Source organism: Streptomyces sp. NPDC089424, assembly GCF_044749345.1.
In the GTDB taxonomy this organism is placed as follows: domain Bacteria; phylum Actinomycetota; class Actinomycetes; order Streptomycetales; family Streptomycetaceae; genus Streptomyces.
The window spans coordinates 105,164-131,411 of sequence record NZ_JBIVHU010000009.1 but is presented as its reverse complement, the minus strand read 5'-3'; the positions used below and the strand labels follow the sequence as shown (position 1 = coordinate 131,411).

The window sequence follows — 26,248 nt, the reverse complement described above, 5'->3', positions numbered from 1 at the left end:
CTACCGGATCACCACCTTGACGATGCCGGTGAGGGCGATCTGGGCGAGGGAGAGGGGGACGAGCAGGGTCCAGGACAGCCTCTGGAGCTGGTCCTCGCGCAGCCGTGGGTAGGTGACGCGGAGCCAGATCACGAGGAACGCGAGGACGGCGGACTTCAACAGGGTCCACACCCAGCCGAGTCCGTCGGCACCCCAGGGGCCGTGCCACCCGCCGAGGAAGAGGACGGTGGTCAGGCCGCACAGGACGACGATCCCGGCGTACTCGGCGAGCAGGAACAGGGCGAAGCGCAGGCCCGTGTACTCGGTGTACGCCCCGAAGATGATCTCCGAGTCCGCGACCGGCATGTCGAACGGCGGGCGTTGGAGCTCGGCGAGCCCCGCCACGAAGAAGACGATCGCTCCGACGATCTGCCAGGGCAGCCACCACCACTCGAAGGCGTCGAGGATGCCGGTCAGGGAGACCGTGCCGGCCGCCATGGCGACGGAGGCGGCGGCGAGGAGCATCGGCAGTTCGTAGGCGAGCAGCTGGGCCGCGGTGCGCAGGCCGCCGAGGAGGGAGTACTTGTTGGCGCTGGCCCAGCCGGCCATCAGGGAGCCGAGGACGCCGACGCCCATGACGGCGAGCACGAAGAAGACGCCCGCGTCGATCACCACGCCCACCGCGCCCTCGCCGGGGCCGATGGGGATGGCGAGCAGGACCAGCAGATACGGGAGGAGGGCCACGGCCGGGGCGAGCTGGAAGATGCGACGGTCCGCGCCCGCGGGGACGACGTCCTCCTTCTGCGCGAACTTCACGCCGTCCGCGACGAGCTGGGCCCAGCCGTGGAAGCCGCCGGCGTACATGGGGCCGAGGCGGCCTTGCATGTGGGCCATCACCTTGTGCTCGGTCTGACCGATGATCAAGGGGAAGGTCAGGAAGACGACGAAGACGACAAGGAGTCGCAGGGCGACGTCGAGCACGTCGTTCACGGGCGGCCTCCTGACGGGTCGGGCTTCTGCTCGTCCTCGTCCGCGTCCGCGTCGGCGTTCACGCCTTCTCCCTCGACCCGGTCCTCGGGCTCGGTCGTCGCGGTCTCGTCGAAGGCTGGCCGGGCGTGGTGCCACGGGGCGTCGGAACTGCGCGAGGTGGCCGGGCGGGTGGGCTGCTCCGCCGTCGGCTCCTCTGCTGCGCGCTGCGAGGCGGAGCCTTCGGACGCGCTGCGGGCACGGCGCGGACGGGGACCGGCCGGGGCGGCCGGGGCGTCGGTGCCTGGCTGCGCGGCGGCCTCCGCCTCCGTGGCGCTCGCGCGCTGCGAAGCCGACCCCGCGCTCGCGCTGCGCGCGCGACGAGGAGCGGCCGGGGCGGCGGAAGTCTCCGCCTGTCCCTCCGCACGCTGCGAGGCCGACCCCTCGCCGACGCTGCGGGCGCGGCGCGGCGCGGCCGTCGAGGGCGGGACCTCAGCTGGCGGGGCCTCCGTGGGCGGGGCCTCGGCGGGCGGGGCTTGCGTGGGCGGGGCTTGCGTGGGCGGGGCCTCGGCGGGCGTACCGGTGGAGCCCTCCGCCGCGGTGCGGGTACGGCGTGCGGGGCGGTCGCCCGCGGCGCGGGCGGGGCCGCGGGCCGGGCGGGCGGGGGCCGCGGGAAGCCGGCCCTTGAGGGGACCCCATTCATTGGGGTCGGGGACGCCCGGCGGCAGCATCTGGCGGCGCTTGGGCCCGCCGTGCTCGGACTCGCCCGGCTCCTTCGCGCCGGGCCAGGCCTTGACGACGCGGGCGGCGAGGACGAAGTCCTTGCGCAGGGGGTGGCCTTCGAAGGTCTCCGGCAGCAGCAGGTGGTCCAGGGCGGGGTGGCCCTCGAAGCGGACGCCGAACATCTCGTGGGTCTCGCGCTCGTGCCAGCCTGCGCCCGCGAAGACCTCGACGGCGGAGGCGAGGACGGGCGCCTCGTGGGGGACGGTGGTGCGCATCAGCAGGCGGCGCACCGGGTCGAGGGCGACCAGGTGGGCCGAGACGCGGAAGCCCGTGCCGGGTTCGTCGACGGCGCTCAGCCAGTCGAAGAAGGTGCAGCCGAGGGTGTCCCGTGCCGTGCGCAGGGCGGCGGTCCAGGACGCGGGCGGTACGTCGACGGTGAGGACCTCGTACGACTCCTCGGCCGTGGCCTCCGTGCCGAAGAGGTCCTCGGCGGGCTCGGGAAGCCAGCCGACCGTGCCGTTCATCGGGCCTCCCCCGTGCCGGTGGCGTCCGTGGCCGGCGGGAGGACGAGGCCGCTGCGCAGGGCCGCCGCCGAGGGACGAGCGGAACCGTACCGCTCCTCCAGCGACTCGCGGGCGATCTTCTCCTGGAGCTTGAGGATGCCCTGGAGCAGCGCCTCGGGGCGGGGCGGGCAGCCGGGCACGTAGACGTCGACGGGGATGATCTGGTCGACGCCCTTGGTGACGGAGTACGAGTCCCAGTACGGGCCACCGCAGTTGGAGCAGGCGCCGAAGGAGATGACGTACTTCGGCTCGGGCATCTGTTCGTAGAGGCGCTTGACGGCGGGCGCCATCTTGTCCGTGACCGTGCCGGAGACGACCATCAGGTCGGCCTGGCGGGGCCCCGGCGCGAACGGGATGACACCGAGACGGATGAAGTCGTGCCGGGCCATCGACGCGGCGATGAACTCGATGGCGCAGCAGGCGAGGCCGAAGTTGAAGACCCACAGCGAGTAGCGGCGGCCCCAGTTGAGGACGACCTTCATCGGCTCGGGGGCGAGGCGCGCGAGGGCGCCGAGGCGCTTCGGCTCGGGAAGCATCACGGGCTCCGCGGCGGGCGCCGAAGGAGTCGTTTCTGGCGTCACGTCCATGCCAGGACACCCTTCTTGTATGCGTAGAGCAGGCCCACGGCCAAAAAGCCCAGGAAGATGAACATCTCGACGAGGGTCGTCGCTCCGTAACCGGGGGCGGCGAAGACCGTGGCCCACGGGAAGAGGAAGATCGAGTCGATCGCGAAGATCACGTAGAGGAAGGCGTAGACGTAGTAGCGGACCTGGGTGTGGGCCCAGCCCTCGCCGACGGGGTCGACGCCGCACTCGTAGGTGAGGAGCTTCTCGGGGGTGGGCACGACGGGCCGCAGCAGCCGTCCCGCGCCGAAGGCGACGGCGACGAACAGCACGCCGACGGCGGCGAGCAGTCCGACGACCGAGTAGGACTGGAAGTAGTCCGCCGCGATGACGGCGGTCGGTTCGACGGTCGGTTCCCGCACGTCCGTCCCTCGCTCCCCTGGCCTCGACCTCATGACTGTTCGAGTGGCCTTCCGGCCTCGCGACGTCACGCCATCGTTCGACGATCTGTACGCAACGTGAGTCTAGGGCCTGTTAAAGAGGCGGTAAGCAGCCCATCGGGACCCGGCGGGGCAGGGGTGGGGTTTTCCCCCGCAGAACGTGGCGGCGCACCTCATGGCGCCGACGCCCGCCGCCGGGCACGCTGGCCCATGTGACCGAACACTTCCCGTCCGCGACCGCGCCGGCGGCCGTCCGAGACACGGACCGTCCGCCGCCTCCCCGGTTCGCCTACGACAGGCACACCTGGAAGGAGATCGCGCATCTCCTGGCGAATCTGCCGGCGTCCCTGCTGGGCTTCGTCTACGTCGTCACCATGCTGTCCGTCGGCGCCTTTCTGACCGTCACGGTGATCGGCTTCCCGCTGCTCGCCGCGGGTCTGCTGGGCGCCCGGCAGCTCGGCAGGCTGGAGCGGGCCCGGGCCCGCACGCTGCTCGGGGTGCGCGTGGACGAGCCGAGCCCGCTGCCACGCCGGGGCGCGGGCGGTTTCCTCCCCAGGCTGTGGATGGCGCTGAAGGACCCGGTGGGCTGGCGGACCGCCCTGTACGACTTCATCCGGCTGCCCTGGGGCATCCTCACCTTCACTCTCACACTGACCTCGCTGTTCGTGCTGTGGCCGGTGCTGCCGTTCATCGCGCGGGGCCTGGCCAACGCGGACCGGGCGATGGTGCGCGCGCTGCTGTCGCCCTCCGACGAGCTGGAGCGGCGGATCGCCGAGCTGGAGTCCGACCGGGGGGTCGTGGTCGACACGGCCGCCGCCGATCTGCGGCGCATCGAGCGCGATCTGCACGACGGGGCACAGGCTCGCCTGGTCAACCTGGCCATGGGCCTCGGTCTGGCCAAGGAGAAGCTGCTGGAGGACCCCGAGTACGCGGCGGCGATGGTCGACGAGGCGCACGGCGAGGTGAAGCTGGCGCTCCAGGAACTGCGGGATCTGGCGCGCGGCATCCACCCGGCGGTCCTCACCGACCGCGGCCTGGACGCGGCCCTGTCCTCGGTGGCCTCCCGGTGCACGGTCCCGGTGAAGGTGACCGTCGACCTGGAGGCCAGGCCCGCGGCGGCGATCGAGGGCATCGCCTACTTCACCGTCTCGGAGCTGCTGCAGAACGTCAGCAAGCACAGCGCGGCGAAGTCCGCGTCCGTGGACGTGTGGCGTACCGAGGAACGGCTCCTCATACAGGTCGCCGATGACGGCCGGGGCGGCGCCGCGCTCGACGGCGGTACGGGCATGCGGGGGCTGGCGGAGCGGCTGGGCGCCGTCGACGGGCTGTTCGTCGTCGACTCCCCGGCGGGCGGCCCCACGGTCGTCACCGCGGAACTGCCCTGGCGGGACCGGCAGCGCTGAGGGCGGGACCCGCGAGGCGGGGGTAGGGAAAACCCCCCGCCCAAGATGCCGACGGCCTCCATGGTCCGCGGCTCCCGGGTCCAGCAGGGTGGGACCACGACGGACACGGCAGACCGACAGGAACGGGGACCACGCCCATGGCCACGGAGTACGGGCACGGCTACGGACGCCCGAGGGGGACGTCCGACTGGGATGCGCGGCGGAGCGCCGGACGGCGGTCCCGGCTGCCGGCCGGACTGCGGGCGCCCTTCGAGGGCCGCACCTGGCGCGAGTTCGCCTACGTGCTGCTCAGCCTGCCGATCAGCGTGCTGATGTTCACGTACGCCGTGACGATGGTCTCGCTCGGTGCGGGTCTGCTGGTGACGTTCCTCGGGATACCGGTGCTGGCGGCGGGGCTGGCCGGCTGCCGGGGCCTCGGCTCGCTGGAGCGGGCGCGGGCGCGCGGCCTGCTCGGGCTCGACGTCGCCGAACCGGAGCCGCTGCGGATGCGCAGGAGCGGGCTGACGGGATGGATGGGCGCGGTCCTCAAGAGCGGCACGTCCTGGCGCCACCTGCTGTACTCGGTGCTGCACTTCCCGTGGGCCATCTTCTCCTTCGTCGTCGCGGTGAACTTCTGGGCGTACGGCTGGGCGCTGCTGACGTATCCGCTCTGGTACTGGGTCTTCCCGATGTACGGCGGCCAGGACGGGCTGCAGCTGTACGGCGACGAGACGCACCGGGTCTACCTGGACAACCCGTTCGAGATCACGGTGACGGCGCTGGTGGGGCTGCTGTTCACGCTGGCCACGCCGTGGATCGTGCGGGCCCTCACGCTGGTGGACCGGCTGCTGGTGCACGGGCTGCTCGGACCGTCGCGGCTGGCGACGCGGGTGGTGGAGCTGGAGTCGGACCGGGGGGTCGTGGTCGACACGGCCGCCGCCGATCTGCGGCGCATCGAGCGCGATCTGCACGACGGGGCACAGGCCCGGCTGGTGGCGCTGGCGATGGACCTCGGGCTGGCCAAGGAGAAGCTCGCCGAGGACCCGCGGGCGGCTGCGCGCATGGTGGACGAGGCGCACGGCGAGGTGAAGACGGCGCTCCAGGAACTGCGGGACCTGGCGCGCGGCATCCACCCGGCGGTCCTCACCGACCGCGGCCTGGACGCGGCCCTGTCCTCGGTGGCCTCCCGGTGCACGGTCCCGGTGCAGGTGGACGTCGACCTGGCGTCACGGCCGGCCCCCGCGACGGAGGGGATCGCCTACTTCACGGTCTCCGAGCTGCTGCAGAACATCAGCAAGCACGCGCGGGCCACCTCCGCGACGGTGGACGTCTGGCGGTCCGAGGACCGGCTCATGCTGCAGGTCACGGACGACGGCGTGGGCGGGGCCACGGCCGGCGCGGGCAGCGGTTCCGGACTGGCGGGGCTCGCGGAGCGGCTGGACGCGGTGGACGGCATCCTGGTGGTCGACTCCCCCGCGGGCGGCCCGACCCGCGTCACCGCGGAACTGCCCTGGCGCGGCTGAGCCGTCACCGACAAGTCGAGCGGCCCTCCACCGCCACCCCACACCTCCCGGGCAAAACCTGGAATGCTTGACGGGTCTTTGGGGCGCAGTCGAGCAACGGGGGGCCGAGGATCGTGGAGGACAGGGTGCGGGTGGTCATCGCCGAGGATTCGGTGCTGCTCAGGGAGGGCCTGACCCGGCTGCTCACCGACCGCGGGCACGACGTCGTCGCCGGCGTCGGTGACGCGGAGGCGTTGATCAAGACCATCGCGGAGCTGGACGCCGAGGGTGCTCTGCCCGACGTCGTGGTCGCCGACGTGCGGATGCCGCCGACGCACACGGACGAGGGCGTCCGGGCGGCGGTGCGGCTGCGCAAGACCCATCCGGGACTCGGCGTGCTGGTGCTGTCACAGTACGTGGAGGAGCGCTACGCCACCGAACTGCTGGCCGGTTCCAGCCGCGGTGTGGGCTACCTGCTGAAGGACCGCGTGGCAGAGGTGCGGGAGTTCGTGGACGCGGTCGTCCGGGTGGCCCAAGGGGGCACGGCCCTCGACCCGGAGGTCGTGGCGCAACTGCTCGGACGCAGCCGAAAGCAGGACGTGCTCGCGGGGCTCACACCGAGGGAGCGGGAGGTCCTGGGGCTGATGGCCGAGGGCCGCACCAACTCCGCCATCGCCAAGCAACTGGTGGTGAGCGACGGCGCGGTCGAGAAGCACGTCAGCAACATCTTCCTCAAGCTGGGGCTGTCCCCGAGCGACGGGGACCACCGCCGCGTCCTCGCCGTGCTCACCTATCTGAACTCCTGAGTCCCCGTATCCGCACCGGTCGCAGCGGCCGCGGGGACGACCCGTACGGCGCATGCGAACGGGATGCGGGGAGCTGCTCGGGCAGGTAATCATCATGCGAATGGCCGAGGGCTGGCGAGCCGTCCAGTCGTAGGGTTGGTGCTGGGAGGACCCTGTGGGGTCGGTCCCCGACAGCGCCTCGAAGGAGGTCCAGTTCAGTGACGAGCCAGGTCAGTAGCCCAGCGGAGCAGGCCGACGGAGCGGTCGTGGGAGAGCAGCGCAAAGCGGCAGGCATCAAGGACGTCCGCCGTCTCGACCGAGTGATCATCAGGTTCGCGGGGGACTCGGGTGACGGTATGCAGCTCACCGGTGACCGTTTCACCTCGGAGACCGCGTCGTTCGGCAACGACCTGTCGACGTTGCCGAACTTCCCCGCCGAGATCAGGGCGCCCGCCGGGACGCTGCCGGGTGTCTCGTCGTTCCAGCTGCACTTCGCCGACCACGACATCCTCACCCCGGGTGACGCGCCGAACGTGCTCGTGGCGATGAACCCGGCGGCGCTGAAGGCGAACGTGGAGGATCTGCCGCGCGGTGCGGAGATCATCGTCAACACGGACGAGTTCACCAAACGGGCGATGCAGAAGGTCGGCTACGGGACCAACCCGCTGGAGGACGGTTCGCTCGACGGGTACCAGCTGCATCCGGTGCCCCTGACCACGCTGACGGTGCAGGCGCTGAAGGACTTCTCCCTGTCCCGCAAGGAGGCCGAGCGCAGCAAGAACATGTTCGCGCTGGGTCTGCTGTCGTGGATGTACCACCGGCCGACCGAGGGTACGGAGAAGTTCCTCCAGTCGAAGTTCGCGAAGAAGCCGGACATCGCGGCGGCGAACATCGCGGCGTTCCGGGCGGGCTGGAACTTCGGGGAGACCACGGAGGACTTCGCGGTCTCCTACGAGGTCGAGCCGGCCGCGAAGGCGTTCCCGGTGGGCACGTACCGCAACATCTCGGGGAACCTGGCGCTGGCCTACGGGCTGATCGCGGCGAGCAGGCAGGCGGATCTGCCGCTGTTCCTGGGCTCGTACCCGATCACGCCGGCCTCCGACATCCTGCACGAGCTGAGCCGGCACAAGAACTTCGGGGTGCGCACCTTCCAGGCCGAGGACGAGATCGCGGGTGTCGGCGCGGCGCTCGGTGCGGCGTTCGGCGGCTCGCTGGCCGTGACCACCACCTCCGGCCCCGGAGTGGCGCTCAAGAGCGAGACGATCGGGCTGGCGGTGTCGCTGGAGCTGCCGTTGCTGGTGGTGGACATCCAGCGGGGCGGCCCGTCGACGGGTCTGCCGACCAAGACCGAACAGGCCGATCTGCTACAGGCGATGTTCGGGCGCAACGGTGAGGCGCCGGTGCCGGTCGTGGCGCCGCGGACCCCGGCGGACTGTTTCGACGCGGCACTGGAGGCGGCGCGGATCGCGCTGACGTACCGCACGCCGGTGTTCCTGCTCTCGGACGGGTACCTCGCCAACGGTTCCGAGCCGTGGCGGATCCCGGAGCTCGACGAGCTGCCGGACCTGACCACGCAGTTCGCGCAGGGCCCGAACCACACGCTGGAGGACGGCAGCGAGGCGTTCTGGCCCTACAAGCGGGACCCGCAGACCCTCGCCCGACCGTGGGCGATCCCGGGCACGCCGGGTCTGGAGCACCGTATCGGCGGCATCGAGAAGCAGGACGGCACCGGGAACATCTCCTACGACCCGGCCAACCACGACTTCATGGTCCGCACCCGGCAGGCGAAGATCGACGGCATCGACGTCCCCGACGTCGAGGTCGACGACCCCGCCGACGCCAAGGTCCTGGTCCTGGGCTGGGGGTCCACCTACGGTCCGATCACGGCGGCGGTACGGCGGCTGCGCGCGGCCGGGCTTCCCGTGGCACAGGCGCATCTGCGGCACGTGAACCCGTTCCCGAGGAATCTCGGGGACGTGCTGGCGCGTTTCGACAAGGTGGTGATCCCCGAGATGAACCTCGGTCAGCTCGCCACGCTGATCCGGGCGAAGTACCTGGTGGACGCCCAGTCCTACACCCAGGTCAACGGCATGCCGTTCAAGGCCGAGCAGCTGGCCACGGCGCTGAAGGAGGCCATCGATGGCTGAGACGTCCCTGGAAGGCACCGGCACGATCGAAGCGCTCTCCCTGGTGCCCAAGGCCGCGGGCAGGCAGTCCATGAAGGACTTCAAGACGGACCAGGAGGTCCGCTGGTGCCCCGGCTGCGGTGACTACGCGATCCTCGCCGCGGTCCAGGGCTTCATGCCCGAACTGGGTCTGGCCAGGGAGAACATCGTCTTCGTCTCCGGCATCGGCTGCTCCTCGCGCTTCCCGTACTACATGGACACCTACGGGATGCACTCCATCCACGGCCGCGCCCCCGCCATCGCCACCGGCCTGGCCGCCTCCCGCCGCGACCTGTCCGTCTGGGTCGTCACCGGCGACGGCGACGCGCTCTCCATCGGCGGCAACCACCTCATCCACGCCCTGCGCCGCAACGTCAACCTCAAGATCCTGCTGTTCAACAACCGGATCTACGGGCTGACCAAGGGCCAGTACTCCCCCACCTCCGAGGTCGGCAAGATCACCAAGTCGACCCCCATGGGTTCCCTGGACGCCCCCTTCAACCCGGTGTCCCTGGCCCTGGGCGCGGAGGCCTCCTTCGTCGCCCGCACCGTCGACTCCGACCGCAAACACCTCACCGAGGTCCTGCGCGCCGCGGCCGCCCACCCGGGCACCGCGCTCATCGAGATCTACCAGAACTGCAACATCTTCAACGACGGCGCCTTCGACGCCCTCAAGGACCAGCAGCGGGCCGAGGAGGCGGTGATCCGGCTGGAGCACGGCCGTCCGATCCGCTTCGGCGCCGATGCCGCCCGCGGCGTGGTGCGGAACCAGAGGACCGGCGATCTCGAGGTCGTCACCGTGACGCCGGAGAACGAGGAGCAGATCCTCGTGCACGACGCCCACGCCGACTCCCCGACCACCGCCTTCGCCCTCAGCAGGCTCGCCGACCCCGACACCCTGCACCACACCCCGATCGGCGTCTTCCGCGCCGTCGACCGCCCGGTCTACGACGCGGCGATGACCGACCAGCTCGACGCGGCCGTCGAGCAGAACGGCAAGGGCGACCTCGCCGCGCTGCTGGCCGGCGGCGACACCTGGACCGTCGTCGGCTGAGCCCGGCCCACGACGCGACACCGGCCCGGGCTCAGGCCCGGGCCTTGTCGTAGGTTTCGCGCGCCTGCTCCACGTCCCCCATCCGCTGCTCCGTCCACCGCGCCAGCGCCCGCACCTGCTCAGCGGCCTCGCGGCCGAGGCCGGTGAGGGAGTAGTCGACGCGGGGCGGGATCACGGGGTGGGCGTCGCGGTGGACGAGCCCGTCCCGCTCCAGGGTCTGCAGTGTCTGGGTGAGCATCTTCTCGCTGACCTGCCGGATCTCACCGATCGCCCGGCGCAGCTCGCTGAAGCGGTGCGGGCGTTCCAGCAGCCGGATCAGCACCAGTACGCCCCAGCGGCTGGTCACGTGCTCCAGCACCAGCCGGTACGGGCACATCGCCTCGCTCTCGGGCGTTCCCACTCTCTCCGCCATGCCGGTACCTTACTTCAAAGTGGGTACTTTCCCAGAGTTAGTGCCCCTCCTAGGGTGAGTGTCAACCCCCTGACACACGCACTCCGCGGAGGAGCCCCACCATGAGCATCGTCGTCACCGGAGCCACCGGACACCTCGGCCGGCACGTCGTCGAGCAGCTGCTGCAGAAGGTGCCGGCCGACACGGTCACCGCCGTCGCCCGTGACCCCGAGAAGGCCGCCGGCCTCGCGGAACGCGGGGTGCGGATCGCGCTCGCCGACTACAACGCGCCCGCGACCTTCGACGGCCTCTTCGCCGCCGGTGACAAGGTGCTGCTCATCTCCGGCAACGAGTTCGACAAGGGCCGCGTCTCCCAGCACAAGGTCGTGATCGACGCCGCGCGGTCGGCCGGTGTGGCGCTGCTCGCGTACACCAGCGCCCCCGGCGGCCTGACGGCCGCGCTCGCCGACGACCACCGCGCCACCGAGGAACTGGTGCGGGCCTCGGGAGTGCCGTACGTGCTGCTGCGCAACGGCTGGTACCACGAGAACTACACGGAGAACCTCGCCCCGGTCCTGGAGCACGAGGCGGTGGTCACCGCCGCCGGTGAGGGCCGGGTCGCCTCCGCCTCGCGCGCCGACTACGCGGCCGCCGCCGTCGCGGTGCTGACCGGGGCGGGCCACGAGAACCGGACCTACGAGCTGAGCGGTGACGAGGCGTGGGGATTCACGCAGTACGCGGCCGAACTCAGCCGGCAGACCGGCAGGGACATCGCCTATACCCCGGTGACGGTCGAGGCCTACCAGGACATCCTGACCGGCGCCGGGCTGCCCGAGCCGCTCGCCGCGATCCTCGCCGGGGTGGACGCGTCCATCGAGAAGGGCGAGCTGGCCGCGCGCACCGGCGACCTCTCCCGCCTGGCCGGACGTCCGACCACCCCGCTCTCCGAGGCCGTCGCCACGGCCCTCAAGGGCTGACCGCGCACCACCCGTTCCGCCTGTCATGACCGTATGGCGATACGGCCATGACAGGCGGGGGTGGTCGGCGCTACCTTCGTGCGGTGGGCTGGAGCGCGAAGGAGAAGCCGGTGTCCGGAAAGTCGAGGGGCGAGAGCCGCATAGGCCTGCTGAACGGCTTCGCGGCCTATGGGATGTGGGGGCTCGTCCCCCTGTTCTGGCCGCTGCTGAAGCCCGCGGGCTCGGTGGAGATCCTCGCCCACCGGATGGTGTGGTCGCTCGCCTTCGTCGCCGTCGCGCTGCTGTTCGTACGGCGCTGGGGCTGGGCCGGCGAGTTGCTGCGCCAGCCGCGCCGCCTCGGGCTCGTCACGGTCGCCGCGGCCGTCATCACCGTCAACTGGGGCGTCTACATCTGGGCCGTGAACAACGGCCAGGTGGTCGAGGCGTCCCTCGGCTACTTCATCAACCCGCTGGTCACCATCGCGATGGGCGTGCTGCTGCTGAAGGAACGACTGCGGCCGGTGCAGTGGGTGGCGGTCGGCGTCGGCTTCGCCGCCGTGGTCGTCCTCACCGTCGGCTACGGCCGCCCGCCGTGGGTCTCGCTGGTCCTCGCCCTCTCCTTCGCCACCTACGGCCTCGTGAAGAAGAAGGTGAACCTCAGCGGCCTGGAGTCGCTCACCGCCGAGACCGCGATCCAGTTCCTGCCCGCGCTCGCCTATCTGCTGTGGCTGAGCGGCCGGGGCGAGTCGACCTTCCACACCGAGGGCATCGGGCACGCGGCCCTGCTCGCCGCGACCGGGCTGGTGACCGCGCTTCCGCTGGTCTGCTTCGGCGCGGCCGCGATCCGAGTGCCCCTGACCACCTTGGGGCTGCTGCAGTACCTGGCCCCGGTGTTCCAGTTCGTGCTGGGCGTCCTCTACTTCCGCGAGGCCATGCCGCCCGAGCGCTGGGCCGGGTTCGCGCTGGTCTGGCTGGCGTTGACACTGCTCACCTGGGACGCGCTGCGCACCGCGCGCCGGGCGGCCCGCAGGCTGAGGAGCGAGAGGAGGGTGCCGGCCACCACCATCGCGACCGGCACCGTCAGCGCCGCGCGGAACGCGGACAGCGTGCCCTCCGGGCCCGAGTCGGTCGTGGACGCCAGGCCGTAGACGGCGGTCACCGCGGAGATCCCGATCGCCGAGCCGAACTGTGTCGCGGTGTTGAGCAGTCCGCCCGCAAGGCCCTGCTCCTCCTCCGCGACGCCGTCCGTCGCCGCGATGGTCAGCGGCCCGTACGCCAGCGCGAACGCGGTACCCGCGATGATCAGCGTCGGGAACATGGCGGCGTAGGACCAGTCCATCCCGACCGGCAGAAACAGCCCGTAGGCCGGCACCGCCAGCACGAAGCCGCCGAGGATCACGCGGGCGTTGCCGAAGCGGGCCACCAGCTTCGGCGTGAGCGTCGGGGCGAGTACGGCGTCGCAGCCCATGACGACCAGGGCGATCGCGGTCTGGAGCGAGGACCAGCCGCGCAGTTCCTGCAGGTAGAGCGTCACCACGAACTGGAAGCCGAAGAAGGCGCCCACGAAGAGCAGCGCGCCGAGATCCGCGCGCACCACGGATCCGTTGCGCAGGATGCCGAGCCGGACCAGCGGCGCCGCGGAGCGCCGCTCGACGGCGACGAAGGTGACCGCGAGCACCAGGGCGGCGAAGGCCGCGACGGCGGTGAGAGGCCAGCCCCGCAGACCGTGTTCCAGCCGTACGACGGTGTAGGCGGCGAGCAGCATGGCGCCGGCCGCGGTGACCGCACCGAGCAGGTCGAACCCGGGGGGCGTGCCAGGCCGGGGTGGGGGTGTCCGGGGCAGCAGGCGCACCGCCGCGATCAGCAGGGCCCCCGCCAGCAGCACCGGCGCGAAGAACACCCATCGCCAGCCGATCGACGTGAGCAGCCCGCCGATGACCAGGCCCAGCGAGAAGCCGGCGGCGGCGGTGCCGGCGAAGACCAGCAGGGCCTGGTTGCGCTGCGGGCCCTGCGGATAGGAGGTGGTGATCAGCGACAGCGCGGCCGGGGTCATGAACGCCGCCGCGACACCGGTGACGAAGCGGGCCACGACCAGCATCCAGCCGTCGGTGGCGAACCCGCCCAGCCCGGAGAAGAGCAGGAAGACCGTCAGCCAGATCAGGAACATCCGGCGGCGGCCGAGCAGGTCCGCGGCGCGCCCGCCGAGCAGGGTGAAGCCGGCGTAGCCGAGGACGTACGCGCTCATCACCCAGGCCGCCGTACCGGTCGACAGCGCGAGGTCGGCCCTGATCGACGGGATCGCGACGGCCATCATCGCGACGTCGATGCCCTCCAGAAAGATCGTTCCGCACAGCACGAGCAACAGAGCCCAGGCGCGGGTGCCCATGGCAACACTCCAGGGGATAGGCAGGGGGCGGTTACCGGACGGAGGGTCGGTTCCCTCTTGTAACCATTGCCAGCGTGCGGCAGCATCGAGAGACATGGAAGTAGGCACTTCTAAGTCACCGAGTAACTGCGAGAGCACCGTGGACCACGGCGACGCCGATCCCTTCCAGTGGGACACCCGTGAGGGCTGCGAGGTACGGCAGATCCTCGACCGGGTCGCGGACAAGTGGTCGCTGCTCGTCATCGCCCTCCTGGAGAACCGCAGACTCCGCTTCACCGAGCTACGCCGCGAGATCGACGGCGTCAGCCAGCGCATGCTGACGGTCACCCTGCGCCAGCTGGAACGGGACGGCCTGGTCACGCGCACGGTCCACCCCGTCGTACCGCCCCGCGTCGACTACGAGCTCACACCTCTGGGCGGCACCCTGCACGCCACGATCCAGTCCCTGGTGCGGTGGACGGAGGAGCATCAGCGGGAGATCGCGGCCGCGCGGGCCGCGTACGACGAACGGGAGGCTCAGGGCGCCGCCGGTCTATAACTGGGGGCATGACCGACAAGGCATCCACCGCTGTGCACTGGAAGCTCGTCATCGACGCCAACGACCCCCACGCGCAGGCCGACTTCTGGGCCGCCGCGCTCGGCTACGAGGTCGAGGACAACAGCGCCCTGATCGAACGGCTGCTCCAGCTCGGCGCCCTCCCCGTCGCCGCCACCGTGGATTTCCACGGCCGCCCGGCCTTCCGGGACCTGGTCGCCGTACGGCATCCCGACGATCCTCACGAGAAGGAGACCGGCACCGGGCTGGGGCGGCGGCTGCTGTTCCAGCGCGTGCCCGAGCCCAAGGCCGGCAAGAACCGGCTCCACCTGGACCTGCATCCCGGGGACGGCCGGCGCGCGGACGAGGTGGAGCGGCTGCGGGGCCTGGGCGCGAGCACGGTGCGGGAGGTCAGGGAGGCCGGCGGTGAGTGGGTGGTGATGACGGACCCGGAGGGGAACGAGTTCTGCGTGCACTAGGGCCTGTCTGACGATTCGCGTCGTCGCCCGGAGGGCGGCCGGACGGCGTCAGGTGCGTGCTCTGGGGGTCCCCCCGGCCGAAGGCTGGGGGAGTGCCGGGCCCTGACCCGCGTACTGGACGTACTCGGGTCAGGGCCCGGTGCGGCGAGAGTGCGCGCATGGCGCCGTCCGGCAGACGGGAATCGTCAGACAGGCCCTGGGCCCGGCCGGGGCGCCGGAAGGTGCCGGGGGGCCGCTCAGCGTCCGGACGCCCTGCCCGCCCGTGCGGTGAGACGGTCCATGCGCGCGTGGGCGGACTCCAGCTCCTCCACGTCCTCGGCGGCCGGACCGCCCTCCGCGGCCAACTCGGTCCACAGAGTGATCAGTTCACGCCCCAGCTCCAGGCCGAGCTCGGGATCGCGTACCGCCCGCCAGGCCGTGGCCGCGCTCTGCACGTTCCCGTAGGCGCCCTCCGCGTCCCGCGTGCGGCGGTGACTGCGGGCCACGTCCAGGGAGAGCCGGAAGGCGCGGACCGGTTCGGCCGCCAGGTACGCGACGTACGCGGTGAGTTCCAGCAGCCGGAGCAGTTCGGGGTGGTCGGGCGGGAGCGCGGCCGAGGCCTCCGCCAGGGCCTGCTCCGACACGGTCGCCGCAGTGTCTATGTGCCCCGTCCTCACGGCTTCGCCGATACGGGCCGTGGGCTCGGCGAGCAGGGCGGAGGTCGGGAGCGCAGTGACGTCCTGGGGGTCGAGGATGGCTTCGGCGACCGCGTCGAAGCCGCGGGGCGGGGTCGGCTTCGGGTCCGGGTCGCGGCCCGCGCCGGGACCCGGCGCGACGAGCGGCTGCGGGTGCGGCCGCGCCTCCATGACGGGCGGCGGCCCGAACTCGCCCAGCGGCTGCGGCTCCTGAATCGCCCGCAGCCGGAAGGTGGGCGCGGAGGTGGGTCCGGAGGCCGGCGGGGTACGCAGCGTCTGCGTGACGTTGTCCTCCGGAGGCTGGGCCGCGGGCCACACGGGCGCCTGCGGCGGCCGGGACGCGGGAGCCGCCTGGGACGGCCGGGCCGGAGCGGAGACGGGCGCCTGCGGCGGCCGGGCCGCCACCGACGGGGAACCCTGCGGCGGGAGCGGCGGTGCGGGGGGCGACGAGGGGGGCACGGCGGCCTGCGCGGCGCTCGGCGACGAGGGCGCGGCGGCCCTCGACCGGCTCGCCGACCCGGGCACGGCAGCCCCCGGCTCCGCCGCGCCGGTCGGCACCGGATCCGCCGTGAAGCAACTCGACCCGTCCGGGTGAACCTGAAGCGGTACGACGTACCCGATCCGCTCGTCGTGAACGGTGGCGAGGACCGGACGGCCGGTGGAGACGGCGATGCGGTGGAGGTGCTTCAGTACCGTCCGCTGCAGTTCCTCGCCGGGCACGGGAGCGACCGGGACACCACCGATCGAGGCGCTGACGGGGCCACCTGTGGCTGGCCCCGCCCCGGGGACGCGGACGTCGATCACCCCACCCGCACCCTGATCCTGCTGTTCCCGCGTCTTGTCGCGGCCTGGTCGAGACATCGGTTCCCTCACTCGCCGGCGTCCACGCCTCGGCGGACCCTACCGTCGAGTGTCACCGATTTCGCCCGATACACGCGTCACCGAGGCGTCACAGCCTCGTCCCAAGACCCGCGGCCCGACGCTCCACGGATCCGAGCCCCCCTCCCCCATCCCGGCGGACTCTGGACGGCACCTTTATGCGTGTGCATATACTGCACGAGCATTTAATCGTCGTGCGCCGCCTATTCGAGATCCACTGGGGGAACACCATGGACCGACGTTTTCTGTTCGTGCTGGGCAGCAGCCGCCGTGACGGCAACACCGAGACACTGGCCCGCGCGGCCGCCGATCAACTCCCCGCCGGAGTCGGGCAGCAGTGGATCGACCTCGCCGCCCATCCCCTGCCCGACTTCGAGGACCTCCGTCACGACAGCGACCACGTCCGCCCCACGGAGGGCGACGTCGCCCTGCTGCTCGACGCCACGCTCGCCGCGACGGACATCGTGATCGTCTCCCCGCTCTACTGGTACTCGGTGTCCGCGCACGTCAAGCGCTACCTCGACTACTGGTCGGGCTGGCTGCGCACCCCTGGCCTGGACTTCAAGGCGACGCTGGCCGACCGCACGCTCTGGGGCGTCACCGCGCTCGCGCACGAGGAGAGCGAGGTCGCCGACCCGCTGATCGGCACCCTGCGCAACTCGGCCGCGTACATGGGGATGCGCTTCGGCGGAGTCCTGCTCGGCAACGGCAGCAAGCCCGGTGACGTGCTGAAGGACACCGACGCCCTGGCCCGCGCGAAGTCGTTCTTCGCGCAGGAGGCGCCGCTCGCGCGCTTCCCCTACGAGGCGGCGCAGCCCCCGCGCCCTACGGCTACGCGGTGACGTCCTTCGCCGCGAACCTCGCCCAGGCCGCCGAGCCGAACACGGCGGCGTACAGCGCCTGGAGGCCGAGGTTGCGCCGCAGCTCGTCCCAGAGGACCGGCTCGCGCATCAGGTCGGCGAAGGACAGCCAGTAGTGCGAGAAGAGGTACGGCTGTATCGCGTGCAGCTGGGGTATCTGGTCGAGGATCTGCACCGTGATCAACAGCCCGACGGTCGTCGCCATCGCCGCGATACCGCTGCTGGTCAGCGTCGAGACGAACAGGCCGAGCGCCGCCACGCCGACCAGTGAGGCGGCGACGACCAGGGCGATCAGCAGGGCTCTGGCCAGACCCTCGGCGAAGCCGATCCGTGTGCCGGAGATGGTCGTCAGGTCGCCCAACGGGAACAGCAGCGCCCCGACGGCCAGGGCAGAGACGGCGACCACCAGGGTGGCCGCGAGGCAGAAGGCCATCGTGGTGGCGTACTTGGTGAGCAGCAGGCGCGTACGTCCGGCCGGGGCGACCAGGAGGTATCGCAGGGTCCCGGCGTTGGCCTCACCGGCTATCGCGTCACCCGCGACGACACCCACGGCCATCGGCAGGAAGAACGGCAGGGTCGCCGCGAGCGCGGTGAAGACCAGGAACAGGCCGTTGTTGGTGATCTGGGTGATGAACGCCGGGCCTCCGCCGCCACCGCCGGGGGAGGAGCCGTCGCTGGTCTCGATCTTCACGGCGATGCCGACCAGCACGGGCACGGCGGCCAGCACGCCGAGCAGCGCGAGGGTGCGCCGGCGCCGGAAGGTGATGCCGAGCTCGCTGCGCAGCAGACCGAAGGTCCACAGCGGGCCGCGGCGTGCCACGGCGGTCTCAGCCCGCGACATCGAAGCCCTCCCCCGTCAGCGCCACGAACGCGTCCTCCAGGGACGCCCGTTCCACCCCGAAGCCACGGACCCGCACGCCCGCCTCGACCAACGCGGCGTTCAGTTCCGCGAGTTCCCCCTCGGGCTGCTCCCCCGTCACCCGGTCCTCGGTGACCGACAGATCGCCGACCCCGCGCTCCTTCAGCACCCGGGCCGCGTCCCCCGTGTCCGGCGTGGTCACCACCAGCCGGCCCCGCGTGCCCGCCGCCAGGTCCGCCACCGCGCCCTGGGTGATCAGCCGGCCCTGCGCCATCACCGCGGCGTGCGTGCAGACCTGCTCGATCTCGTCGAGCAGATGGGAGGAGAGGAACACGGTCGTGCCGTCGGAGGCCAGCTCCCGCACGAGGGAGCGGATTTCGCGCATTCCCTGCGGGTCGAGCCCGTTGGTCGGCTCGTCCAGGACGAGCAGCCGGCGCGGCTGGAGCAGGGCGGCCGCGAGGCCCAGCCGCTGCTTCATGCCGAGCGAGTACGCCTTCGCCTTCTTGCCCGAGGCCGCCGCCAGACCCACCCGGTCCAGCGCCGCGGCGACGCGGGCGCGCCGGGTGCGGGGGTCGGCGGACGGGTCCGCGCAGTCGTAGCGCAGGAGGTTGTCGCGGCCGGAGAGGAAGCCGTACAGGGCCGGGCCCTCGATCAGGGCGCCCACGTGCGGGAGCACGGCACGCGTGGCGCGGGGCATGGGGCGTCCCAGCACGTGCGCCGTGCCCGACGTGGGCTCGATCAGGCCCATCAGCATGCGGATGGTGGTGGTCTTGCCGGAGCCGTTCGGACCGAGGAAGCCGAAGACGCTGCCTGCCGGGACGGTCAGGTCGAGACCGTCGACGGCGAGCTGCCCACCGCGGTAGCGCTTGGTGAGCGCGCGGGTGTGGATGACGCCCTCACCCGCGGCCTCCCGCCGCGAACCCGTGACGGACGTGTCGTCCATGCGGCCCCCCGATGCGTCGTCCCCGTACCGAACCCACGCCGGCACCGAACCCCGGGCACGGGCCCGGAGTCGGTGCCCGCCCGCGGTCTACTTCGCGGAGTCGGCCGCCTTCACCAGCGCGTCCTTGGTGACCGCGCCGACGTAGACCTTGCCGTCGTCCGTGATCAGCGCGTTGACCAGGCGGGTCTTGAAGACCGTGCCCGAGCCGAACTTGCCCTTCACCTCGTCGCCCAGGGAGCCCAGGAAGCCACCCGCGGCGCCCAGCTCGCCCATGTCACCGCGCCCGGCGCCGGAGGCCGCGCCCTCGGCCCCGGAGTCGAGGACGGCCACGGAGGTCCAGCCCTCGCCGATGACGTTCAGCCCTTCGAGGCCCTTGGCGAGGTCCTCCTCCTCCGGCCGCTGCGAGGAGTGCTCCGGCGCCTCCACGCTGCCCTCCTCGGTCACCTTCGCGCCCTTGGGCGGGGTGAAGTCGAAGGTCGACGCGGCGGGCTTGGCGAAGCTGACCTGCGTGAAGCCCGCGTCCACCACGGCGGCGCCACCGCTCGCCGGGGTCAGCGTGAACTTCAGCGGCATCCCGGTCTCGGCGTCCACCGCGACGCTTATCGCGCCCACCGTGGAGCCGGACTGCTTGGGCTCGATCAGCAGCTTGTAGGCGTCACGGCCGGCCACCTGGGCGGTGCCGTCGACGGTCACGGACGTGGTGTCGTCGACCGCCTTCAGCGCCTCCTCGGTCATCCCCTTGGGCGTGGCCGGGGCCTCGTCCGCGCCCCGCTCGCCCCGCTCGGCGCCCTCGTCCGAGGTGCCGTGGTAGACCTCGTTGGACGCGCTGTCGTAGCCCCAGACGTCCTTGCCGTTGTGGATCAGGCTGTACTCGGCGGCGTTCTCCAGCAGCGACAGCTTCTGCCTGTCGGGGCCGTCGGCGGCGACGCGCAGGGTGTGCGTGCCGGTGGCCAGCTCGGTCAGCTTCGCCGACGGGTCGGCGGAGGAGCCCTCGCCGCCGGACGGGGTGGCGCCGGACATCAGGTCACCCTCGAGGCCGCCCAGGTCGGGCAGGCCCAGGTCGGTGCTGATCTTCACCGTGCCGGACAGCTGCTCCACGTCCGACGCGGCGATCTTCTCCAGGAGTTCCTCGGCGGTGATCTTCGGCAGGTCGGGGCTGCCGGAGTCGGCCAGGGCGGGGACGAGCCCGATGGTGCCCGCCGCCAATCCCAGGACCGCCGCCGGGACGACGTACCGGGCGGCCTTGCGCCGCCGTGCCGCGCGCAGTTCGTCCGCGTCGGCCACGGCCGTGGTGTCGTCGGATTCGTACGGTGCCATGTGTGCCTTACCTCCGTCGTCGGCGGCGGCTGCCTCGTCGCGTCCTCGCAGGGGTCCCACCCTGAGCCGCCATTCTCACCCGGATCGGTGAGGAGTGGTGTGTTCCCGTGTTCTCCATCTGACCAAATCAGGCGGCAAGATGCGTCAGACCCGGGAGCCAACTCCGCGTACTGCTGGGGTATGACACGACACGACGGCATCACCCCCTACCCGTAGGGGTACGACGGGGAGCCTCGAGTACTACGGGGGTCACGAGGGCCGGACGAGCGGCCCGAGAAGCCGGCACGGCCCCCACCGGCCCGAAGACCGGCCGGCCGACCCACCGGTCCGCGGACCCGTCCGCCGGCGGAACCGGGCAGACGACCGGAGCCGGGTCCGACGGCCGAACCGGGCAACGGACCGGAGCCGGACCGACAGTCCGAGCCGGGCAGGCCCGAATGCGGTCCGAAGGCCGAACGGGGACGGACGGACGGCCGAACCGAAACGGACGGCCGAACCGAAACGGACGGCCGAACCGAAACGGACGGCCGAATCGAAACGGACGGCCGAATCGAAACGGACGGCCGAACCGTCGAAACACCCACGCACGTCGGACGGCCGAAGCCGTCGGACCGCTATCCCGCCCGGTGCACCACGGCGTCGCACAGTTCCGTCAGCGCCGTCTTCGCGTCGCACTCGGGCAGCGGGGCGAGTGCCGCCCGCGCCTCCTGCGCGAACCGGACGGTGTCGCGCCGCGCCTGCTCCAGCGCCGGATGCGCCCGGAGCGCGGCCAGCGCCTGCGCGTGCCGCGCGTCGTCGGAGAGGTCGGAGGCGAGCAGCTCGCACAGCGCGACGTCCTCCGCCAGCCCGAGCCGGGCGGCCCGCTCGCGCAGCCGCAGCACGGGCATCGTCGGGATGCCCTCCCGCAGGTCCGTGCCCGGCGTCTTGCCCGACTCGTGCGAGTCGGACGCGATGTCCAGCACGTCGTCGGCGAGCTGGAAGGCGACGCCCAGGCGCTCCCCGTACTGGGTGAGCACGTCCACGACCGACTCGTCGGCCCCGGACATCATCGCGCCGAACCGGCACGCCACCGCCACCAGCGATCCCGTCTTGCCGGCGAGCACGTCGAGGTAGTGCTCGACCGGGTCGCGCCCGTCCGACGGGCCCGCGGTCTCCAGGATCTGACCGGTCACCAGCCGTTCGAACGCCTCGGCCTGCACCCGGACCGCCTCGGGACCGAGGTCCGCCAGGATGTGCGAGGCGCGGGCGAACAGGAAGTCACCGGTCAGGACGGCGACGGAGTTGCCCCAGCGGACGTTCGCGCTAGGCACCCCGCGGCGCACGGCGGCCTCGTCCATCACGTCGTCGTGGTACAGCGTCGCGAGGTGCGTCAGCTCCACGACCACCGCGGAGGGCACGATTCCGGGTGCGTACGGGTCGCCGAACCGGGCGGCCAGCATCACGAGCAGCGGCCGGAACCGCTTCCCGCCGGCCCGCACCAGATGCTGCGCGGCCTCCGTGATGAAGGGGACCTCGCTCTTGGTGGCTTCGAGCAACCCTTCCTCGACAGCCGCCAATCCGGCCTGGACATCGGCTTCCAGAGCCTGGTCCCGCACGCTCAGCCCGAACGGCCCGACGACGGTCACGAGGGGTCTCCTGTCTGCTGGTGTCTACTGGCGATTACGCGGAATGTCGATAGGTCGCTGCCTTCACTCAAGTCAGCGTATCCGGTCACGTTTCGATCACCGAGGCCGCCCACCGTTACACCTCAGGCGGTATCGGATCACTGCGGGTATGTTTTTGATCAGTTGATATGAGCAGGTATTTATCGACGTAGCCGGAAGAGGTGACCCTTGTCCCGCAGCGCCGTCGAGACCGGCCCCGAGGGCCGCCCGCCGGCACCCGGCCGCCGTCACCCGTCCGGCCGCAAGCACGCGGCGCGGTCCGCGCCCGCCGCCCCGGTGGCGACGGCCTCCGCGTCCCGGCCGCGCCGCACTCCGCGTGCGGTCCACTGAAGCCCTCCCAGGGGTCACGCCCATGCACATCCGTACGTCCTTCCCCTACGAGACGACTCACGAGGACCTCCGTATCCCGCTGCCCGACGGGACCCGGTTGTACGCGCGCGTATGGCGCCCGATCACCGACGAACCCGTGCCCGCGCTCCTGGAGTACCTCCCGTACCGCCTGACCGACTGGACCGCGCCCCGCGACCACCAGCGCCACCCCTGGTACGCCGGCCACGGCTACGCCTCCGTCCGCGTCGACGTGCGAGGGCACGGCAACAGCGAGGGCACACCGACGGACGAGTACTCGGCGACGGAGCCGGGCGACGGCGTCGAGGTGGTGAACTGGCTGGCCGCGCAGGCCTGGTGCGACGGCAAGGTGGGCATGTTCGGCATCTCCTGGGGCGGATTCACCTCCTTGCGGATCGCGGCCCTCGCGCCCGGGCCGCTCAAGGCGGTCGTCAGCGTCTGCTCCCCGGACGACCGTTACGACAACGACGGGCACCACCTGGGAGGTTCCGTCCTGGCGGCGGACATGCACGCACGGGCGGCGACCCTGCTCGCCTTCGCCTGCCGGCCACCCGATCCGCGGTACGTCGGCGACGCCTGGCGGGACATGTGGCTGCGGCGCCTCGAAGAGGTCGACCCCCTCATCCACACCTGGCTCGGCCACCAGGTGCGCGACGAGCACCGGCGGGCCGGAGGTGCCGTCGACGACTACGGCGCGGTCGAGGCCGCCGTGCTCGCGGTGGGCGGCTGGCACGACCCGTACCGCGACACCGTGCTCCGTCTGGTCGAGCGCCTTCCGGCCGACCGTGTGCGCGGCCTGATCGGGCCCTGGTCGCACCAGTACCCCGACCGCGACCTGCCGCCCGGTCCGGCGATCGGCTTCCTCCAGGAGACCCTGCGCTGGTGGGACCACTGGCTCAAGGGCAAGGACACCGGGGTCATGGGCGAGCCCCTGCTGCGGTCGTACGTGATGGACGCGCATCCCCCGGCACCCCGGTACGGGACGCTGCCCGGCCGCTGGACCGGTGAGCCCGCCTGGCCCTCGCCCCATGTGACGACGGTCACGTACGCCCTCCAGGGCGCGCCCGTACTCGTCCGCTCACCCCAGCACACGGGCGTCGACGCGGGGCGTTTCGTCCCGTTCGGCAGGGAGGCCGACCTGCCGCCGGACCAGCGGGAGGAGGACGCGCGCGGGGCGAACTTCGACTTCGCGGTGGCGCGCGAGACCTGGGTACTGGGGCGGCCACGGGTGCGGCTGCGGCTGACCTCGCAGGTGCCGCGCGGGCAGGTGGTCGCGCGCGTGTGCGACGTGACGCCGGACGGCTCCTCGACGCTGGTGACGCGCGGGGTGCTGAACCTGTCGGCGCGCGAGGGGCGGGACCGGGCCGTGCCGTGGACCCCGGGGGCCACCGAGGACGTCACGGTCGAGCTCGACGGCATCGGGTACGCCTTCCCGCCCGGCCACCGCATCCGCCTCTCCCTCGCCTCCGCGTACTGGCCCTGGATCTGGCCCCAGCCGGACTCGGCGGCCGGCTTCACCGTGGATCCGGCCGGCAGCACTCTCGAACTGCCGGTACGCGCGTGTACCGCGGTCCCGTCGCTCACGTTCGAGGAACCGGAGCAGTCCGCACCCCTCGGCGCCGCCGAGGCGGCCACCCTCGACGAACCGCACCCCGAGCGGCTGGTGGTGCGGGACGTGGCCAAGGGCGAGTGGCGGCTGGAGGTCCGTCCGGGCCACGGCGACCCGCGCGCGTACCCCGACGGGCTGGAGCTCACCGAGGACACGCGGGAGACGTACGCGGTCCGCGAGGCCGATCCGCTGTCCGCCCGTACCCGCTCGGACTGGACGATCCGGCTGCACCGCCCGGAACTCGCCTGGGACACGACGGTCCGCACGCGTGCGGAGATCACCTGCACCGCGGAGGAGTTTTTGACCTCAAATGAGGTGATTTGCACCCATGGCACCGAGGTGGTCTTTCATCGCACGTGGGAGAAGCGCATTCCACGGACCGCCGGTTGACTAGGACTTGGGCCTATTGCCCGATTTGCCATTCTTCTGCCCGCACGTGAGTTGGCTCACTCGGGCGTCTTCACGAGTCCCTTACACGGCTGCCGCGATCCGCCTTTGCGCACGGCCGAGTTGACTCTTTTCGGCTGCAAAGGATCACGAGCGGCCAAGTCGCCTTTCGAAGATCAAATCCTGCGATAGGTGAAACGACCACTTGTTTCGGACATGTGCTCTCGCATACGTTCCGGGCCAGTCGGGCGGAACGCCGAATCCTGCCGCCGCCCGCGCCACCCATGACGGACTCACTCACCGCACGGCAGGAGCGGGGGACCCAGGTAGGCCGCCGGACCGGACGCCGCACACCACGGCACACCGGAACGGCTCGGGGTGAAGTCGCACTCGCAAGAGGCGGCCGGGCAGCTCCCCGCCCGAACCCGACAGCTCACCTCGCAGGCGCCGGAGAGGACAGTCCCCATGGCTGCAAACGGTCAGATCAGTCGTACCCGCACTGCCCGCATCGCCCGCAGGCTCGCCGTCGCAGGCACCGGCGCCGCCGTACTCGCCCTGCCGCTGATCGGCGCCACCAGCGCCTCCGCGGCCGCGCCCACGGCCATGCCCTCGACCGTCAAGTACTACACGAACAACCTCGACGGCTGGATCCGCCAGTCCCTCGACGTCATGGCACAGAACGGCATTCCCGGGTCGTACAACGGCATCTACCGCAACATCATGCGCGAGTCGTCCGGCAACCCGAAGGCCATCAACAACTGGGACTCCAACGCCGCCAAGGGCACCCCGTCCAAGGGCCTGCTCCAGGTCATCGACCCGACCTTCGAGGCCTACCACGTGACCGGCACGGCGTACGACCCGTACGACCCGGTCGCCAACATCACCGCCGCCTGCAACTACGCGGCCGACCGCTACGGCTCCATCGACAACGTCTTCGGCCCGTACTGAGCCTCGGCCAGCAGCCGTTCGAGGACGACGGCGATGCCGTCGTCCTCGTTCGACAGGGTGACCTCGTCGGCCACCGCCTTGAGCTCGGGGTGGGCGTTGGCCATGGCCACGCCGTACGCGGCCCAGTCGAACATCGGGATGTCGTTGGGCATGTCCCCGAAGGCGATGGTCCGTTCCGGGCCCAGGCCCAGATGCCGGGCCGCCAGCGCCAGCCCCGTCGCCTTGGTGATGCCGCACGGCTGAAGCTCGACCGTCCCCGGCCCCGACATGGTGACGGTCGCGAGCGAGCCGACCACCGCGCGGGCCACCGCGGCCAACTCGTCGTCCGACAGGGACGGATGGCGCAGCAGCACCTTGCTGATCGGCGCGCACCACAGGTCGTCGCGGCGATCGATCCGCACCGCGGGCAGCGTGGGGTGCGGCATCAGATAGCCCGGCTCGATGAGGGTGAGCCCGTCGACGCCGTCCTGGTCGACGGCCGCGTACACCTGGCCGACCTCGGCCTCGATCTTGCCGAGCGCCGTCTCGGCCAGCTCCCGGTCCAGCGTGACGGACCACAGCAGACGGTCCGCGCCGACGTCGTACAGCTGGGCGCCCTGGCCGCACACCGCGAGCCCGCCGCCGCCCAGGATCTCCAGCAGCGGCCGCACCCGCGGCGCCGGCCGGCCGGTCACCACCAGATGCCGGGCCCCGGCCGCCGAGACCCGCGCGAGCGCGGCGAGCGAGCGGTCGGAGACCGTGTCGTCGCCGCGGAGCAGCGTTCCGTCCAGGTCAGTGGCGATGAGGGCGTAGTCGGTGCGCGCGTACTCGGTGCGCGCGGCATATGCGGTGGGTGCGGCCATGATCAGAGAATACGGACACCGGACCCCCACCGTTCATTCCCAACTACCT

General features: G+C 71.8%; 24 protein-coding genes, 1 pseudogene and 1 riboswitch. Of the genes and pseudogenes, 13 read left to right on the top strand and 12 right to left on the bottom strand.

Annotation, left to right across the window (positions count from 1 at the left end):
* Genes ACIP2X_RS31550 through ACIP2X_RS31535 form a run of 4 tightly spaced genes read right to left on the bottom strand, consistent with a single transcriptional unit; the run spans position 1 to position 3,249 of the window.
* Positions 1–969: an NADH-quinone oxidoreductase subunit H gene (locus ACIP2X_RS31550; RefSeq protein WP_401679596.1), complete on the bottom strand. Its 969-nt coding sequence runs from the start codon at positions 967–969 to the stop codon at positions 1–3.
* A complete protein-coding gene (locus ACIP2X_RS31545; RefSeq protein WP_401679593.1) occupies positions 966–2,192 on the bottom strand; it encodes an NADH-quinone oxidoreductase subunit C in 1,227 nt (408 codons plus the stop codon). Before ACIP2X_RS31545 ends, ACIP2X_RS31550 begins: the two co-directional genes overlap by 4 nt.
* On the bottom strand, positions 2,189–2,818 hold the full coding sequence (locus ACIP2X_RS31540; RefSeq protein ID WP_401679590.1) for an NADH-quinone oxidoreductase subunit B: 630 nt from the start codon (positions 2,816–2,818) through the stop codon (positions 2,189–2,191). The genes ACIP2X_RS31545 and ACIP2X_RS31540 overlap by 4 nt, the downstream gene beginning before the upstream one ends.
* The gene (locus ACIP2X_RS31535; protein ID WP_401679587.1) at positions 2,809–3,249 is read right to left on the bottom strand and encodes an NADH-quinone oxidoreductase subunit A; all 441 of its coding nucleotides are present in this window, start codon (positions 3,247–3,249) and stop codon (positions 2,809–2,811) included. The genes ACIP2X_RS31540 and ACIP2X_RS31535 overlap by 10 nt, the downstream gene beginning before the upstream one ends.
* 197 nt (positions 3,250–3,446) lie before the next feature.
* Between ACIP2X_RS31535 and ACIP2X_RS31530 the strand changes: the two genes are divergently transcribed.
* From ACIP2X_RS31530 to ACIP2X_RS31510, 5 genes are all read left to right on the top strand, one after another.
* Positions 3,447–4,637 carry a sensor histidine kinase gene (locus ACIP2X_RS31530; RefSeq protein WP_401679584.1) on the top strand — a complete coding sequence of 397 codons (1,191 nt, stop codon included), beginning with the start codon at positions 3,447–3,449 and terminating at the stop codon, positions 4,635–4,637.
* A gap of 137 nt (positions 4,638–4,774) precedes the next feature.
* On the top strand, positions 4,775–6,139 hold the full coding sequence (locus ACIP2X_RS31525) for a sensor histidine kinase (RefSeq protein ID WP_401679581.1): 1,365 nt from the start codon (positions 4,775–4,777) through the stop codon (positions 6,137–6,139).
* Between the two features lie 125 nt (positions 6,140–6,264).
* Positions 6,265–6,924 (top strand): LuxR C-terminal-related transcriptional regulator, encoded by a 660-nt coding sequence (locus ACIP2X_RS31520; protein WP_401680226.1) that lies wholly within the window; start codon positions 6,265–6,267, stop codon positions 6,922–6,924.
* Between the two features lie 197 nt (positions 6,925–7,121).
* Positions 7,122–9,050: a 2-oxoacid:acceptor oxidoreductase subunit alpha gene (locus ACIP2X_RS31515; RefSeq protein ID WP_401679578.1), complete on the top strand. Its 1,929-nt coding sequence runs from the start codon at positions 7,122–7,124 to the stop codon at positions 9,048–9,050.
* Positions 9,043–10,122, top strand: coding sequence for a 2-oxoacid:ferredoxin oxidoreductase subunit beta (locus tag ACIP2X_RS31510; RefSeq protein WP_401679575.1), 1,080 nt, complete (start codon positions 9,043–9,045; stop codon positions 10,120–10,122). Before ACIP2X_RS31515 ends, ACIP2X_RS31510 begins: the two co-directional genes overlap by 8 nt.
* Positions 10,123–10,153: 31 nt before the next feature.
* Here ACIP2X_RS31510 and ACIP2X_RS31505 read toward each other — a convergent pair whose 3' ends face one another.
* A complete protein-coding gene (locus tag ACIP2X_RS31505) occupies positions 10,154–10,534 on the bottom strand; it encodes a winged helix-turn-helix transcriptional regulator (protein WP_401679572.1) in 381 nt (126 codons plus the stop codon).
* 101 nt (positions 10,535–10,635) lie between these two features.
* Between ACIP2X_RS31505 and ACIP2X_RS31500 the strand changes: the two genes are divergently transcribed.
* Both ACIP2X_RS31500 and rarD read left to right on the top strand, forming a co-directional pair.
* On the top strand, positions 10,636–11,490 hold the full coding sequence (locus ACIP2X_RS31500) for an SDR family oxidoreductase (protein ID WP_401679569.1): 855 nt from the start codon (positions 10,636–10,638) through the stop codon (positions 11,488–11,490).
* A gap of 110 nt (positions 11,491–11,600) precedes the next feature.
* Positions 11,601–12,617, top strand: coding sequence for an EamA family transporter RarD (gene rarD, locus ACIP2X_RS31495; protein WP_401679566.1), 1,017 nt, complete (start codon positions 11,601–11,603; stop codon positions 12,615–12,617).
* Positions 12,618–12,697: 80 nt separating this feature from the next.
* On the opposite strand, the pseudogene ACIP2X_RS31490 reads toward rarD, so the two are convergent.
* Positions 12,698–13,780: pseudogene (locus ACIP2X_RS31490) on the bottom strand (MFS transporter); the annotation flags it as partial.
* Between the two features lie 169 nt (positions 13,781–13,949).
* On the opposite strand from ACIP2X_RS31490, the gene ACIP2X_RS31485 reads away from it, so the two are divergent.
* A complete protein-coding gene (locus tag ACIP2X_RS31485) occupies positions 13,950–14,393 on the top strand; it encodes a winged helix-turn-helix transcriptional regulator (protein WP_401679563.1) in 444 nt (147 codons plus the stop codon).
* Between the two features lie 8 nt (positions 14,394–14,401).
* The gene (locus ACIP2X_RS31480; protein WP_401679560.1) at positions 14,402–14,869 is read left to right on the top strand and encodes a VOC family protein; all 468 of its coding nucleotides are present in this window, start codon (positions 14,402–14,404) and stop codon (positions 14,867–14,869) included.
* A 236-nt stretch (positions 14,870–15,105) separates the two neighbouring features.
* On the opposite strand, the gene ACIP2X_RS31475 is transcribed toward ACIP2X_RS31480, so the two are convergent.
* Entirely contained in the window at positions 15,106–15,861 is a 756-nt protein-coding gene (locus tag ACIP2X_RS31475; RefSeq protein WP_401679557.1) for a hypothetical protein, read from the bottom strand.
* Between ACIP2X_RS31475 and ACIP2X_RS31470 the strand changes: the two genes are divergently transcribed.
* Both ACIP2X_RS31470 and ACIP2X_RS31465 read left to right on the top strand, forming a co-directional pair.
* Positions 15,824–16,138, top strand: coding sequence for a hypothetical protein (locus ACIP2X_RS31470; protein ID WP_401679554.1), 315 nt, complete (start codon positions 15,824–15,826; stop codon positions 16,136–16,138). The genes ACIP2X_RS31475 and ACIP2X_RS31470 overlap by 38 nt on opposite strands.
* A gap of 514 nt (positions 16,139–16,652) precedes the next feature.
* Positions 16,653–17,264 carry a flavodoxin family protein gene (locus ACIP2X_RS31465; protein WP_401679551.1) on the top strand — a complete coding sequence of 204 codons (612 nt, stop codon included), beginning with the start codon at positions 16,653–16,655 and terminating at the stop codon, positions 17,262–17,264.
* On the opposite strand, the gene ACIP2X_RS31460 is transcribed toward ACIP2X_RS31465, so the two are convergent.
* The 4 genes from ACIP2X_RS31460 to ACIP2X_RS31445 form a co-directional block, all read right to left on the bottom strand.
* Entirely contained in the window at positions 17,254–18,123 is an 870-nt protein-coding gene (locus ACIP2X_RS31460) for an ABC transporter permease (protein WP_401679548.1), read from the bottom strand. The genes ACIP2X_RS31465 and ACIP2X_RS31460 overlap by 11 nt on opposite strands.
* Positions 18,110–19,084 (bottom strand): ABC transporter ATP-binding protein, encoded by a 975-nt coding sequence (locus ACIP2X_RS31455; protein ID WP_401679545.1) that lies wholly within the window; start codon positions 19,082–19,084, stop codon positions 18,110–18,112. The genes ACIP2X_RS31460 and ACIP2X_RS31455 overlap by 14 nt, the downstream gene beginning before the upstream one ends.
* 87 nt (positions 19,085–19,171) lie before the next feature.
* Positions 19,172–20,401: an outer membrane lipoprotein carrier protein LolA gene (locus ACIP2X_RS31450; RefSeq protein WP_401679542.1), complete on the bottom strand. Its 1,230-nt coding sequence runs from the start codon at positions 20,399–20,401 to the stop codon at positions 19,172–19,174.
* Between the two features lie 614 nt (positions 20,402–21,015).
* On the bottom strand, positions 21,016–22,026 hold the full coding sequence (locus tag ACIP2X_RS31445) for a polyprenyl synthetase family protein (RefSeq protein WP_401679539.1): 1,011 nt from the start codon (positions 22,024–22,026) through the stop codon (positions 21,016–21,018).
* Positions 22,027–22,417: 391 nt separating this feature from the next.
* On the opposite strand from ACIP2X_RS31445, the gene ACIP2X_RS31440 reads away from it, so the two are divergent.
* Together ACIP2X_RS31440 and ACIP2X_RS31435 are read left to right on the top strand one after the other, a co-directional pair.
* A complete protein-coding gene (locus ACIP2X_RS31440) occupies positions 22,418–24,412 on the top strand; it encodes a CocE/NonD family hydrolase (RefSeq protein WP_401679536.1) in 1,995 nt (664 codons plus the stop codon).
* A gap of 281 nt (positions 24,413–24,693) precedes the next feature.
* Positions 24,694–24,871: riboswitch (cyclic di-AMP (ydaO/yuaA leader) on the top strand.
* A 3-nt stretch (positions 24,872–24,874) separates the two neighbouring features.
* Positions 24,875–25,357 (top strand): transglycosylase SLT domain-containing protein, encoded by a 483-nt coding sequence (locus ACIP2X_RS31435; protein WP_401679533.1) that lies wholly within the window; start codon positions 24,875–24,877, stop codon positions 25,355–25,357.
* Here the strand turns inward: ACIP2X_RS31435 and ACIP2X_RS31430 are convergent.
* Entirely contained in the window at positions 25,321–26,199 is an 879-nt protein-coding gene (locus ACIP2X_RS31430) for an HAD family hydrolase (RefSeq protein ID WP_401679530.1), read from the bottom strand. The two genes, ACIP2X_RS31435 and ACIP2X_RS31430, sit on opposite strands and share 37 nt — an antisense overlap.
* Positions 26,200–26,248 lie beyond the last annotated feature (49 nt).